Source organism: Moraxella sp. CTOTU46711 (assembly GCF_031975715.1).
Taxonomy (GTDB): Bacteria; Pseudomonadota; Gammaproteobacteria; order Pseudomonadales; family Moraxellaceae; genus Faucicola.
The window spans coordinates 26,561-41,175 of the sequence record NZ_DALYMP010000002.1; the positions used below are offsets into that span (position 1 = coordinate 26,561).

General features: G+C 41.0%; 12 protein-coding genes. 11 read left to right on the forward strand and 1 reads right to left on the reverse strand.

What is annotated here, in order from left to right; all coding sequences use genetic code 11:
- Positions 1 to 335: 335 nt before the first annotated feature.
- From rpmH to RTJ53_RS04030, 9 genes are all read left to right on the forward strand, one after another.
- On the forward strand, positions 336 to 470 hold the full coding sequence (gene rpmH, locus RTJ53_RS03990) for a 50S ribosomal protein L34 (RefSeq protein ID WP_050326012.1): 135 nt from the start codon (positions 336 to 338) through the stop codon (positions 468 to 470).
- A gap of 262 nt (positions 471 to 732) precedes the next feature.
- Complete coding sequence (rnpA, locus tag RTJ53_RS03995; RefSeq protein ID WP_312275950.1) at positions 733 to 1,170, forward strand: ribonuclease P protein component; 438 nt, start codon at positions 733 to 735, stop codon at positions 1,168 to 1,170.
- 63 nt (positions 1,171 to 1,233) lie between these two features.
- A complete protein-coding gene (gene yidD / locus RTJ53_RS04000) occupies positions 1,234 to 1,533 on the forward strand; it encodes a membrane protein insertion efficiency factor YidD (RefSeq protein ID WP_312275951.1) in 300 nt (99 codons plus the stop codon).
- 181 nt (positions 1,534 to 1,714) lie between these two features.
- Positions 1,715 to 3,406, forward strand: coding sequence for a membrane protein insertase YidC (yidC, locus tag RTJ53_RS04005; protein WP_312275952.1), 1,692 nt, complete (start codon positions 1,715 to 1,717; stop codon positions 3,404 to 3,406).
- 160 nt (positions 3,407 to 3,566) lie between these two features.
- Positions 3,567 to 4,958 carry a tRNA uridine-5-carboxymethylaminomethyl(34) synthesis GTPase MnmE gene (gene mnmE, locus RTJ53_RS04010; RefSeq protein WP_312275953.1) on the forward strand — a complete coding sequence of 464 codons (1,392 nt, stop codon included), beginning with the start codon at positions 3,567 to 3,569 and terminating at the stop codon, positions 4,956 to 4,958.
- A gap of 32 nt (positions 4,959 to 4,990) precedes the next feature.
- Positions 4,991 to 5,515 carry a transcriptional regulator NrdR gene (gene nrdR, locus RTJ53_RS04015; RefSeq protein WP_312275954.1) on the forward strand — a complete coding sequence of 175 codons (525 nt, stop codon included), beginning with the start codon at positions 4,991 to 4,993 and terminating at the stop codon, positions 5,513 to 5,515.
- A 7-nt stretch (positions 5,516 to 5,522) separates the two neighbouring features.
- Complete coding sequence (gene ribD, locus RTJ53_RS04020; protein ID WP_312275955.1) at positions 5,523 to 6,602, forward strand: bifunctional diaminohydroxyphosphoribosylaminopyrimidine deaminase/5-amino-6-(5-phosphoribosylamino)uracil reductase RibD; 1,080 nt, start codon at positions 5,523 to 5,525, stop codon at positions 6,600 to 6,602.
- A 466-nt stretch (positions 6,603 to 7,068) separates the two neighbouring features.
- Positions 7,069 to 7,737 carry a riboflavin synthase gene (locus tag RTJ53_RS04025; protein WP_312275956.1) on the forward strand — a complete coding sequence of 223 codons (669 nt, stop codon included), beginning with the start codon at positions 7,069 to 7,071 and terminating at the stop codon, positions 7,735 to 7,737.
- A gap of 325 nt (positions 7,738 to 8,062) precedes the next feature.
- Positions 8,063 to 9,154 (forward strand): CAP domain-containing protein, encoded by a 1,092-nt coding sequence (locus tag RTJ53_RS04030; protein WP_312275957.1) that lies wholly within the window; start codon positions 8,063 to 8,065, stop codon positions 9,152 to 9,154.
- Positions 9,155 to 9,210: 56 nt separating this feature from the next.
- On the opposite strand, the gene RTJ53_RS04035 is transcribed toward RTJ53_RS04030, so the two are convergent.
- Positions 9,211 to 12,033, reverse strand: a complete 2,823-nt coding sequence (locus tag RTJ53_RS04035) for a response regulator (RefSeq protein WP_312275958.1) — start codon at positions 12,031 to 12,033, stop codon at positions 9,211 to 9,213.
- Between the two features lie 136 nt (positions 12,034 to 12,169).
- On the opposite strand from RTJ53_RS04035, the gene fmt reads away from it, so the two are divergent.
- Positions 12,170 to 13,186, forward strand: a complete 1,017-nt coding sequence (gene fmt / locus RTJ53_RS04040; RefSeq protein ID WP_312275959.1) for a methionyl-tRNA formyltransferase — start codon at positions 12,170 to 12,172, stop codon at positions 13,184 to 13,186.
- Positions 13,187 to 13,201: 15 nt separating this feature from the next.
- Positions 13,202 to 14,554 carry a 16S rRNA (cytosine(967)-C(5))-methyltransferase RsmB gene (rsmB, locus tag RTJ53_RS04045; RefSeq protein WP_312275960.1) on the forward strand — a complete coding sequence of 451 codons (1,353 nt, stop codon included), beginning with the start codon at positions 13,202 to 13,204 and terminating at the stop codon, positions 14,552 to 14,554.
- The last annotated feature ends 61 nt before the right edge of the window (positions 14,555 to 14,615 follow it).

Consider the following 14,615-nt stretch of genomic DNA (forward strand, 5'->3'; position numbering starts at 1 on the left):
ATTATAAATAATTGTTTTTTATTATTATTATATTAAATATCCACTAAAAATTACGTGCTTAATAATAATAATTAATACTTATTTAATATATAATAATAAAAAATTTTTTTGTGGATAACTTTTTGTCACATTGTATTTTTCATACAAAAATGTTATTTTAGATAAGCAAAATAATTGACTGTAGCAGTAATTTTAAGAAAGAAATTAATCGGTAAGCTTAGTTATCCTTGACCTATTGGTTAAAATTAAGGATAATACTAGATTAACTGTTTTGAAATTTTGTATTTTAACCGCTATCGGTTAAATGTCACGTAAATTTAGCCAAGGTGAATCGCATGAAACGCACTTTCCAACCAAGCGTAATCAAACGTAAACGTACTCACGGTTTCCGTGCTCGTATGGCTACTAAAAATGGCCGTCAAGTTTTAGCTCGTCGTCGTGCTAAAGGCCGTCATCGTTTAACGGTGTAATGTCTATTTTGTTAACTTGATTTAATAATAATGTGGATATTAAAACAGGTTATAGTAAAAAGCGATATACTTTTTATATCGCTTTTTTTATTGTTGTACTAATTGTTATGCTAAAAGTCGGTTTGTAACTAGCGCTTAGCATACTCCCCTACTCTATTATTTCAGCCTATTTTTACCCTATCCATAAAATCTTTATAGCTTCTTGTTTATAACTTTAGCTTTTATTTTAATGGTGCTTTGGTATTGATTTGGACTTATCCCCATGACCGCAGACAAACCTTTTAAATTTGATAAATCACAGCGGCTACTAACGCCTAAAGATTTTAAAGCGATGTCGGGTCGTCATACCAAAACTGGTGAAGATCAGTCACAGCCTGTTGTGATATTTAAAATTCATCAGCCTAACTTATTGTTCTTTGTCAAAGTGGTTTTATCCGATACCCAAAAACAAACATTAGTAAGTCGGTTGGGTCTTGCGATTACTAAAAAGAAAGTCAAACGTGCCCATGAGCGTAATCGTATTAAGCGATTAACGCGAGAGTATTTTCGGTTGCATCAGTACCAGCTAAATGGTCAAGTTGATATTTTATTAACTATCAAGCAGTTTTCCGATGACATGCCAAATGAAGCAATTGTGCAGCAATTAGCGATGGGCTTTAACTTAATCAACGTTAAGATTAGAAAGTTGAAGCGGAGTTAATTTTAGCGGCAGTTCGTAATATCTTTACTCAAATGAAGGTGATAAAAAATCTGGGTTTAATCCATGGATAAATTATTAGCAAAATTTTTGCTGCTTATGATTATATTTTATCAGCGTTTTATTAGCCCATGGTTGGCACCTCGCTGCCGTTTTTACCCAACGTGCTCTAGTTATGGTTTAGAGGCGGTAAGATTGCATGGGGGGTACCGGGGTGGATTATTAACAGCCAAGCGTATCGCGAACTGTCATCCTTGGGGTGGGCATGGGATTGATTTTGTCCCTAAACCATTATATCGCTACCGCTATCATTATATTGACACACGCCCGTCTTACTTTTTGGTATATGCTTACCACTATCATTAATTGATGTGGCTAATTACATTATAAAAATTTGTCGCCAGTCTCAAATAGCGTAATTGAGTCAACTATTTATAGAATATCTTTTTTAACTTTTTTTTAGTAGAATGTCTTCTATTTTTTAATTGTTTTTCCTTTATTAGCAACTAGTGATTTTAAGCAATATCATTAGATAGGATAGCTATATATGCAAAAAATTTTACGGACATTGATTATTATCGCAATGTTAATTACGGGTTATTTGCTGATTCTGGCATGGCGGGATGATTATACCAATGTAAATAAACCTGTGGCGATAACCCCAACAACCACAGCCGTGAGTAGCAATGATGTGCCAGTGGCGGGGGTTTCAGGTACGCCAACGGGTGATATTCCCACGGCAACGGCAACCACACCAACCGCCGCTCCCACTACCCAGAAAACGGGCGCACAGCTCATTAGCGTGATGACGGACAAGTATGATCTTCGTATTAATCCAGTCGGTGGCGATGTGGTGTACGCGGCGCTTCGAGAGCAGACCCAGACATTAGATAGCAAACAGCCATTTGTACTACTTGAAGAAGATAGTAATCGCGTATATGTGGCTCAGTCAGGGTTAATTGGCGCCAATGGTATTGATAATAGCAATGGTCGTGCGACTTTTACCGCGCCTAGTAACCAATTTGTCATGCAGCCAAATCAAGCCGAATTGGTCGTGCCTTTAACTTATCAAAAAGATGGCATAACTGTCATCAAATCGTATAAGTTTACCAAAGGTCAATATCCTATCAACGTCAGCTATAATATCACCAATAACGGTACGCAGCCTTGGCAAGGACAAATGTATGCGCAGTTAAAACGTGATAATAGTGAAGACCCAGGTAAAGGTGACAAAGGCGCAATTAGCCTATCGACTTACCTCGGTGGCGCATGGGGTACACCAGATCAGCCTTACAACAAACTTAAGTTTGGTAATTTTAATGATGGGTTAAAAGCCAGCAGTGATAAAGGCTGGATTGGCATGGTACAGCATTATTTTGTCACCGCTTGGATGCCAAAGGATTACACAGCGAATTTTTATAGCCGTGAAGCTGGCAAAGATCACATCATCGGGTTTACCAGTAACCCTGTGTCAGTTGCTCCCAACAAGCAAGTGACGTTAACGTCTACCTTATATGCAGGTCCAAAAATTCAAACCAACTTAAAGCCTTTGGCAGAGGGGTTAGATAAAACTGTTGATTACGGTATTTTATGGCCGATTTCAAAAGTCCTATTTTGGATTTTGGATAATGTGCATAAAGTATTGGGCAACTGGGGTTGGTCAATTATCGTACTTACTTTATTGGTTAAAATCGCGTTAATGCCAATTGCCAATAAAAGCTATCACTCGATGGCAAAAATGCGCGCAGTGGCACCACGATTACAAGCCTTAAAAGAAGAATATGGTGATGATCGTATGCGTATGTCACAAGAGATGATGCGCATCTACAAAGAAGAAAAAGTCAACCCAATGGCAGGTTGTTTACCGGTATTGCTGCAAATGCCGATTTTCTTGGCGTTGTATTGGGTACTGGTTGAATCGGTACAATTACGCCATGCCCCTTGGATTGGTTGGATTCGTGACTTATCATCTATGGATCCATTGTTTATCTTGCCACTGATTATGGGCGCGGCGATGTTTTTCCAGCAGATGCTAAACCCACAACCGCAAGATCCTATGCAAGCCCGTGTGATGAAGTTTATGCCGATTATTTTCACCGTGTTTATGCTATTCTTCCCAGCGGGTCTAGTGCTTTATTGGACGGTCAACAACTTGTTTAGTATGGCGCAGCAATACTTTATCAATAAAAAAGTTGAGCGTGAGCAAGCGGCAAAAGAGGCAGCACGCAACGTGGTGTAAATCCATCGAACCGTAATTTGATACTTTAACCGCCCTTTAAACCGTTGTTTAAAGGGTTTTTTATTGGCAAAAAATAATCATGTTGTAATCAGTGAGCGGATGTTAAAATATCAGTATTAAGTCAATGCTGACTACCCGAAATGTTAGATTGTAAAAAATTATGTTAAATAACTCTCAGACAGCGCTTACTTCAACCATTGCCGCCATTGCAACGCCAATGGGTCGTGGCGGGGTTGGTGTGATACGCCTATCAGGTCCAAACAGTTACCAAATTGCCTTGGCTTTGACAGGTCGTCAAGCTTTCAAACCGCGATTTGCCCATTTTTGCCGATTTTATGATAGTGATGATACGGTGATTGATGAGGGATTGGTGTTATATTTCCCTGCCCCCCATTCTTTTACCGGTGAAGATGTGATTGAGTTGCAAGGTCACGGTGGTATGATTTTGCAGCAGCAGCTTTTGACCCGTGTGTTTGAATTGGGTGCAAACCAAGCAGTAGCCGGCGAGTTTTCGGCGCGGGCTTTTGATAATGATAAGCTTGATTTGGTACAAGCAGAAGCGATTGCTGATGCCATTGATGCCACCAGTGTGGCTGCCGCAAAAAGTGCCATGCGCTCATTGACCGGTGAGTTTTCACAAAAAATTAATGCGCTGCTTGAGCAGTTAATTCAGCTACGACTGTATGTTGAAGCCGCTATTGATTTTCCGGATGAAGAAGGTGTTGATTTTTTGGCAGATGAGCATATCGCCAAGCAATTACGCCAAATTTGTGAGCAATTAAACAATGTGTTAGCCACTGCCAAACAAGGGCAATTACTGCGAGATGGTGTCTCAGTTGTGATTGCCGGGCGACCCAATGCGGGAAAATCTAGCTTGCTCAATCGCCTAGCGGGGCAAGAGCGTGCCATTGTGACCGATATTGCCGGGACAACCCGCGATATTTTGCAAGAAACCATTGTGTTAAACGGGCTAACGCTGAATTTGACCGATACCGCTGGGCTGCGCCAAACCGATGATATTGTGGAACAGGCGGGCATTGAGCGAGCACGACAAGCCATCACCCAAGCTGATTTACTGCTTATGGTGTATGATGCGCACCGTGAGCATGAGCCGTTACGATTGGCGAGCGAATTATTTGGTAGCCTACCCAGTGCCAATTCGATATTAATGATTGCCAACAAAATTGATTTATCCGACAATCACCAAAATTTGCCCAAGCAATTTTCATCACAAGAGCAGATTTACCACCCCGTCTATGTGTCTTGTAAATATGGTACAGGGCTTGAAGAATTGGTCAATCAAATCTGTGATAAAGTCGGTTTTCATCCCCCTGAAAATAGCTTGATTGCACGAACCCGCCATCTTGATGCGCTGCGCCGTACCCAAATGGCGCTGCAAGAAGCCGATGAGCAATTGCATTTGTTTCATGCCGGTGAATTGGTGGCGGAAAGCCTACGCCAAGCACAGATTAGCCTCAACGAAATCACTGGTGAATTTACCGCCGATGATTTATTGGGTAAGATTTTTGGCAGTTTTTGTATTGGTAAATAAATTAAAAGGTTTAAACTTAGCTAGGAAATCGCATGCACTGTCCATTTTGTAATGCTGAAGATACCAAAGTCATCGATTCAAGACTCGCGGCAGAAGGTGCGCAGGTGCGCCGTCGTCGTCAGTGTACCGCGTGCCAAGAGCGATTTACCACCTTTGAAATCATTGAGGCAGTAATGCCCCGTATCATCAAATCCAATGGTCGTATCGAGCCGTATGATGGACAAAAACTGCGTCGCTCAGTGCAGCTACCATTACAAAAACGTCCAATATCGAGCGACAACATTGAAGCCATGATTAGCCGGATTGAAAAACAGCTCAGGCAGCTCGGCGAGCGTGAGGTGCCAAGTAAAATTTTAGGTGAAATCGTCATGAAAGAGTTGGGCCAAATTGACGATGTCGCCTACGTTCGATTTGCTAGCGTGTATCGTGATTTTCAAGATATTGAAGCTTTTAAACACATGGTGTCAAACCTCACCACTGACGCCAATAAACAAGAAATCAATCAACGTATCGAAGATTTGACCCACCCACACAAGCTCAAACACCTACAATCCTAAGTTTATTATGACGGCAACTTTATCATCTGCTGAGCGCTATCAGCACCAATACTACATGTCACGCGCCATTGAGCTGGCTAAAAAAGGACGTTTCACCACCCGTCCCAATCCTAATGTCGGCTGCGTAATTGTCAAAGATAATCAAATCATTGGCGAAGGTTTTCACTATCAAGCAGGACAACCCCACGCCGAAGTGTTTGCCCTTCGCCAAGCGTATGAGCGTGATGCCAAGCAATTGCAAGGCGCAACAGCATATGTCACCCTTGAGCCTTGTAGCCATCATGGACGTACCCCGCCCTGTGCTGATGCATTAATCAAAGCGGGTATCAGCCGTGTTGTGATTGCTGTTGTCGATCCTAATCCTAAAGTCGATGGTGGCGGTATTGCCAAACTGCAGCAGGCGGGTATTGAGGTCATTACCGGTATTTGTGAGCAAGCGGCTTATCAATTAAATGAAGGCTTTTTTAAAGTCATGTGTGGCGGCTTGCCTTTTGTGCGCTTAAAGATAGCGACAAGTCTGGATGGACGCACCGCGATGGCAAATGGCGAGTCAAAATGGATAACCAGTGACCAATCACGCGAGGATGTACAGCGTTTACGAGCGCAGGCAGGGGCGATTATTACGGGGAGCGAAACCATCCTACAAGACCATCCTGCGCTAAATATCCGTAGTCAGCAATTAGGGGTAAATTTAGACGACATATCCCAGCCGTTATTGGTAGTGCTTGACCGTCGTCAACGCATCCAAATGACGGATGCATGGTACCAAAGTCAAATCAACAAGCGTCCTGTTTTGCTTCTCCAAGACGCAACTATGAGCTTAACCCAACTACTCACCATTTTAAAAGACAATTACCAAATCAATGATGTGTTGGTTGAAGCGGGTGCGACGGTCGCTGCTAGTTTCTTACAACAAGGTTTGGTAGATGAATTAGTCGTGTATCAAGCGCCATGCATTTTGGGTAGCAGTGCTAAGCCCATGATTAACTTTACGGCACAGCATATTCACCAACAAATGGTCGCTTCACTAGTTTCACATGAAACAATAGGTGCTGATATCAAACTAACCTATCGCTTTGATAAGTAAATCCACACAATGAACTAGGTAAAACTTGCGCAAAAAATCAGTTAAACTGTTATATTCTTTGATTTTTAAAACTTATCCACATTGTTAGATAAATCTAATAACTACGTTAAAACCAGCATTTCTTTTGTGGATAAGTGTTTCACATGAAACAATCATTAGAGTCAAATTATACTATAATACTAGACTATAAGCGGTGTTCCACATGAAACATTGCACAAAACACCCGTTACCTATCGGAATTATGACTAGTGGATAAGTAGATAAACAAGGTCATAACTAGTCTATGATGGTAAGTTATCCACCAAAAGCTACCTCTATCATTTTAATTTTTTGAACGCTTGATGCTCGATTTGAATTAAAGTTGATCGCTGATTATAATTTAATTATTCTAAATAATATTTTATGTTTGTGATAGTTGTAAAAGTACATTAAAATGCATTGATATCATAAAAAACTAGGATAAACAATGTTCACAGGTATTATTGAAGCTACTGGAAAAATCGTTGCGATTACGCCAACACAGGGTGATGTACGCTTAAAAGTTCAATCTGACTATTTGGACTTTGCTGATGTTAAATTGGGTGACTCGATTGCAAGTAACGGGATTTGTCTCACTGTTATAGAGCAAGGTAAAGACTGGTACGCCGTTGATGTTTCACGTGAAACACTCAATAAAACAGCGATGCAACAATGGCAAGTAGGAGATGTATTAAACCTTGAAAAAGCCATGTTGCCTACTACACGATTTGGCGGACACATTGTCACCGGTCATGTTGATACCACGGGTACGGTTAAACTGATAAAAAATGATTCGCGCTCGATTCACATAGAGATTGAGATTCCAAGCGAGTTTAGCAAATATGTCGCTACCAAGGGTTCTGTAACGGTCGATGGTATTAGCTTGACCAGTAATTTGGTAGAAGGTAATGTGATTAGTTTAAATATCATACCGCATACAGCGCAGGTCACCAACATAGCCAGACATTGGAAAGTAGCAACAAAAGTTAACATCGAGGTGGATGTGGTAGCCAGATATTTAGAAAAGCTTCTTGTGTCAACATCAGGCGACATGTCAAATTCTAACCATGAAGGCATTACCTTAAATTTCCTACAACAAAATGGATTTAGCAAATAACACGGATATATCCCCTGCTAAACTTTTAGCTGAACAAAAATCGTCAAATTTGCAGTTTTAGGCGGTAAACACGATGCGCTTACTTTAGTGGCTACAAAGGTCGCCGATTAAGGGATATTGGTGGCTAAATGATATTGGTAGTTAAAAACAACAAATAGCCAGTTGCTAATTGCAAAGCATAAATTTGTCAGCAATTGACGAAAAGTTTTGAGTATGGTGAAAGATTGAACTTCTTTTTTCTCGAACAAAGTGTAACAATAACTCAATCAAATCAATCTGTAATGATACATATTGAAACATGAAGTTAAGGTTATAGGGAGTTTAAATGGACACGCTGCTATCAAATAATTTTTTCAACCGTGCTATCATGTTAACACTGTTAGCGACTTTATTAACCGCTTGTGGCGGCGGGGAAAGCGGTAACAGCGATAGCTCATTAACCCCATCATCAACCACTTCCCCAACCCCTATTCCTACCTCTCCCACTAATAGCACAGTAGAATTGGCTGCGATGAAGTTATTGAATGAAAATCGTAGTCAGTGTGGCTTTGGTAGTCTAACAGCCAATCAGAATCTTAACCTTACAGCAATGAATCATGCCAACTATATGGCATCGGTAACTGAAACAAATAAACAGCCATTTGCAAGTCACGAAGAGCAAGCTGAAACGGATTTGTTAGATACAGGGATTACCAACCCCTATTATTCAGGTATTGATTTAGCCACTAGACTAAAACCCTCTACCTTGGGTAAAAATGCCGTTAGTACTCATTACGATGATCAAGGGCAAGGTGAGAATATTTCGTTATCAAACTTCTCCACTAAGGATAGTAGTTATACGGTAAATGACACTGCCACAGTCGAAGCCATGTTATATCATTTATTTGCTGCCCCTTATCACCTGCGTAGTTTAGTTTATCCGCAATTTACTGAGGTAGGATTAAGCTATCAATTAGTCAAATGGACCGCCAATAATGAAATTAATCATACGAGTCTATTGGAAATCGTATCTGCCTTACCTTCCAGCCAAAAATATATAGAAAATACCAAGCTTTTGAATTTCCCTTGTGATGGGGTTACTACTGACTATAAACTCACAGATGAAACCCCGAACCCATTTGGTACAACCCGAAATTTAAAAGACCAGCCGACTGGACAACCTGTATATGTGTTAGCACCTTTTGATAAAACTATTGCTGAGGCGACAGCCACAATAATGCAAAATGGTACGTCGATAGGCATGATACATACGCTAACAAGCCTCTCTGACCCCAATAAACTATTAAGCAAAAATGAAGTCATCTTCATCCCAGATTTACCGCTTAAACCCAATACTGTCTACCAAGTTAGTTACCAACTGGTTTATGATGATGGACAAAAAACCACCAATCAATTTACTTTTAAAACTCGACCCTAATAATGTTTTACTTCAAACAAAAAAAGACCAAGTTAACCTGGTCTTTTTTTATTGTCTCAGACCATGTAATGATTGATGGCTTCGATGAGTTTTTGCTTATTGATAGGTTTGGTCAAAAAACTGTCCATGCCCGCTTCTAAACAGATATTTCTATCATCATCAGAATCGTTGGCGGTTAAGGCAACAATAGGCACACTATCTTTATTGAGACGAATAATACGTGTCGCTTCAATACCATCTAAGATTGGCATACGACAGTCCATCAAAACAAGTCCGATTCGCTGACGATTTTCACTAAGTAACTTAACCGCTTGCTCGCCATCATCGGCTACAAGATAGCGATAACCCAAGGTTTCCAAATGTTTTTTGGCAATTTTTTGGTTAACGGGGTTGTCTTCTGCTATTAGTATCAATTTTTGACTAGAGTGATGCGCATCATTTAGGCTATCAACACTCGCTTGCCCGTCATCAACCAATTGAATTGGTGTATCCAATAAGACATTATAGTTATTAACGGGTGGTGGTGCGGATGCTACGGTAACGCTAGAATGAGAGAGATTAGGGTACTGCTGCAAAAATTGCTTAAACGCCAGTTGTACGGGGAGATGGGTGTTGGTTTTTTCTTTTCTGATTTTTAACTCATATAGATGATTCACCTCCGCAATCAAGTGGCTTAAAGACGCAGGTTTTTGCAAATACCCATCAAATTGTAATTGGCGTTCGGGTGGCAAAGTTTTGGGGGATTCCATGCTTAAAATAATTTTAATCGCATCAGCATAAAAATGAATATTATCTAATAAATGGTTATTGGGTTTGAGTGCTACATCATCAATCACAAAGACCGGCATCAAGCCTTGCAAATCAAGGTTGTTAATCGTATCGATAATGGCTTCATCAATAGCTGTGAAGATATGGTGCGATAATTCCACATAATTTAGCACTTTATTCACTCGCTCAAAGATAGAAAATGGCGAGATAATAATCAGTGTTACCCTTAAATTACCAGTTTTATATTGGTAAGCAGACTGCAGACTAAACTTTGGAATCGGTAAAAATAGTTGGAATTCACTCCCTTGACCAAATTGACTTTCTAAATGAATAAACCCGCCCAATAAATGTGAAAAACTATTTGAAATGGCTAGACCAAGCCCTGTACCGCCAAACTGCCGACTAATGGAATCATTGGCCTGTCCAAAGTAAGAAAATAACTTTTGTTGGTCTTTTTCTGTAATACCTAAGCCGGTATCTTTTACTGATATTTTTAACCAATCTTTGGTGACAGTGGTATTTTGGCTAGTTTTAGCCTTGATTAATGGGTAATGGCTATCGGTTTTATCAACCGTGATAGCCACGTAGCCCTCTCGGGTAAATTTCACCGCATTGGTCAATAAGTTTAAAATAATTTGGCGTAATTTACCTTCATCACAATCAATAAAACGTGGGGTAAGGGGATCCACAAAAATATACAGACTAATTTTTTGACGTCGGGCATTACCAAGCATCAGTTCAGTGGTTTGGCGTAGTAACTTCAAGAGATCAATAGACGTGACATTGGTTTGTAGCTTGCCTGCGTCTAATTTGGCAACATCCAGCATATCATTGAGCAGTTGAATCATGGTTTGGCTAGATTGCTGTAAGGTTGCGATGGTTTCTTGTTGCTCGCTATTAAACTGCGCTTTATCTTCAGCAAGTAAATCTATCATGCCGACTAGACCACTCAGTGGGGTACGTAATTCATGTCCCACTACCGCCCACATTTTATTAAAACTAGTTAATTTATCGGCAGTAAATTTATCTTCGACCCACGCTTTTTGCAGCTTATCGTGATAATCGGTGGTATCTTGTAAGCCACAGCTATAACCTTGTAATTGACCAAAACGGTTATAATACGGGGTAATGCGTAAATCAAAATACAGATTTCGCTGTAGATTGGTCACGGGTAAAGTCGCATAAGTCTGAATATTCTCGAGCGAACTTAGTAACTGCTGCGTGGTTTTATTGGCACCGGTGATAAAGTCACTGAGAATATACATCGACCCCGGTTGAAACGGGGTATAAAACACTTGTGAAAATTTATGATTAAAGTATACAATCCGACCATTTCTGCTCATGATAAATAGCAAAATTGGTGAAGTATCAATCAAAATATTTTGTCGATAAGTTAACTCGCGAACCTTATCATAATATTGACCCATCTTATAAGCATATCGGTTAAATAGCTGAGCCAAATAGAGCGGTTCAGGATGATTACGAAACTCATGAAGCTTGGCAGGCTGATAACCTTCACTAATTTGCAATTGCAAATTCTGGGCATAATCGAGAAGTTTATACCAAACCTCGTAGCTCTTTCGTAGCTGAATCATCACATATAAAAATAGGCAAAGCCCTAGTAGCAGCGGCAGCAAATAGATAGGGTTGGCAAAATTATTCCAAAGCGGGAAGTATTGTACTTTAACGTATAGGCGGTAACCCGCTGCCAGATTCTGCCAAACTTCAAAGCCACGATCATCATAAAATATTTTATTGCTTTGTTTGGCAGATAGCGTCCAATTCGGTAAGGCGTCAGAGAAATCGTTATGGTTGTTTTTGACAACGGTAGTATCACCCGTTGGCTCAAAGACAATCAACTGATAATTTTTGATGGCTTCATGTTGGTCTAAATTAACCTGACTCCAATCGTGCTCACCGTGGGTAATTTTATGATTGAGTTTATCAACCAGTTCAACGAGGTAGCTTTTGCCAAGCTGCTGTTGCTGCTGCAACGCATAAAGCCAAAGCAGTCCATAACCTGCCACTATTAGTATCAGCTCGATAGCCACTAAGGTTATGATGAGTCGCCGAGCTGCTGGGCGATTGTAAAGAGAAAACTGGTTTGACACAGCGTGATATACCCAATAGAGAAAACGGTCAATGAAGGTAAAAGAAAAAAACCCATCATCACAATGCTAGATTTAAGTATTGTGCCAATTCATATTATAATAGCAGAAATTTATTGTATTTAAGTCGAAATTTACCATGTCTCAAACCCCGCTTAGGGTCGTATTTGCTGGTACGCCCGAATTTGCTAAAGTCGCCTTACAAGCACTCATCAGTCACCAAAAAGCCCTTAATATTGACATTGTGGCAGTCTATACACAACCTGACCGCAAATCTGGTCGTGGGCAAAAAATTAACGCATCACCCGTTAAAGCCCTTGCCTTAGCAAATAACATTGCGGTGGAGCAACCCGAAAGTTTTAGTCTAAAATCAGTCAATGGCAATGTTTCACGTGAAATACTTAAACACTATCAACCCGATGTGATGATAGTGGCGGCTTATGGGTTGATTTTACCACTTGGCGTGCTACATATCCCAAAATTTGGCTGTATCAATATTCATGGCTCATTATTGCCACGCTGGCGCGGTGCAGCGCCCATTCAGCGTGCGATTTTAGCAGGTGATGACACTACAGGCATTACCATTATGCAAATGGCGCAGGGACTCGATACGGGCGATATGCTGTATAAAGTAGCGTGCCCAATTACTGACACAGATACCACCCAACTACTGCATGACAAATTAGCCAAATTAGGCGGTGAAGCCATTGTCACGGTGTTGTCTGATTTAGAAAACTATCAACAAAAAGCGCAAAAACAAGACGACGCCTTGACTAATTATGCTGAGAAAATCACCACGGCAGAGGGTGAGATTAACTGGCAAAATGATGCTATCAGTATTCAACGTCAAATCCGTGCGTTAAATGCCTTTACCTATCTTGATGAACATAAAGACCCCAACAGCCGTATCAAAATAATAGAAGCAGCGCCCATTAAACTCGACCAACAAACCCATGAACCTGCAGGTAAAATCGTCAGTGTGGGTCGTAATGCGATTTTGGTCGCCTGTGGTAAAAACGCGACCAACCACCAACATCAGGGTGTGCAACATCTGATTAATATCACCCAAATGCAGTGGCCAGGGGGTAAGCCGTTAACCGCTGAGCAAATTGCCAATGGAGATAAACTCAACGATGGTGATATTTTTCACTCATAACCAATTAGGCACATCATGACCCAATTACATTCTCAGCTTAACACTCGCGCCAAAGTTGTCGCCACCCTTGAGCGTATCCAACAAGGCGAGTCCTTAGCTAGCTTGCTTGACCCACTACTCAACCAAGTGAGCGAAAAAGATAAAGGCTTTGCCCATGAATTATTGCTTGGCACACTGCGTCAATGGTGGGCACTCGCTCGTATTGGTGAAAGCTTGATTGAGCATGAAGTCACTGATAAAGGCGTATGGGCAGCACTCAATATCGGACTGTACCAACTGCTGTATATGGACACGCCAGATTACGCGGCGATTGGTGAAACGGTCGAAGCAGTCAAACAACTGGATAAAGGTTACGGTGCGGGACTTATTAATGCCATACTGCGAAAGGTGCAAAAAAACCCTGCCAAATTTGCCAAAAAAATTGAGAAAAACCACAGTCTACCTAACTGGCTTGCCAAACAGCTCAAACAGGATTGGGGTGAATACTATGCCGAGCTTGGACAAGCACTTCGCCAACCTGCGCCCATATTCTTACGCGTCAATCGCAAATTTTGTAGTGTAGAGGATTATGCCGATATATTAACCCAACAAGGCATCGGTTTTGCCCTAGTGTTCATTGGCTTTGAGGAGGTGCAAACCATTCAACTCACTGACGCTATAAGAATCACCGATTTGCCTAAATTTGCCGAAGGATGGGTCAGTGTGCAAGACAGACATGCCCAGTTATCAGCGCATATTTTGGCAAGCCTCGCCTTGGATAAATCTTTGACTGTACTAGATGCTTGCACTGCGCCTGGGGGTAAACTGGCGCATTTATTGGAACTTGATGAGTCAAAAACGTTTCACGTGAAACATCAAAATATCGCGCATATAATTGCTGTGGACAACGATGAAAAACGTTTACAACGGGTGAGCCAAAACCTTGAGCGTTTGCAGTTAAACCAAGAGAATGTACACTTGGTATGTGATGATGCCACAACGTTTCAAGCCGATACCCAATTTGATGTGATAGTGCTTGATGCACCTTGTACCGCAACGGGTGTGATTCGCCGCCATCCTGATATTGCATTGCTACGTACTGAAGAAGATGTAGGGCAAACTGCCGCGTTACAAGCCCATATTTTAGCAAACTGTTGGCATAATTTAGCCGACAACGGCTATCTACTCTACATCACCTGCTCGATGTTAAAAGCAGAGAATGAAGACCAGTTACAAGCGTTTTTAGCCACACACAAAGAGGCGCAAATCGTGGATTTTAGCCTTAATTTATCCAACCAAATCAAACAGGACATCGGTTATCAATGCTTGCCGCTTCATCAAAACGATGGCGATGGCTTTTATTATGCCTTACTGCAAAAACGTGGGTAAAAAATTGGCATTCATCGCAATGCTAGGTTTATGCTAAACTGCATGAAATTGATTAAATGGA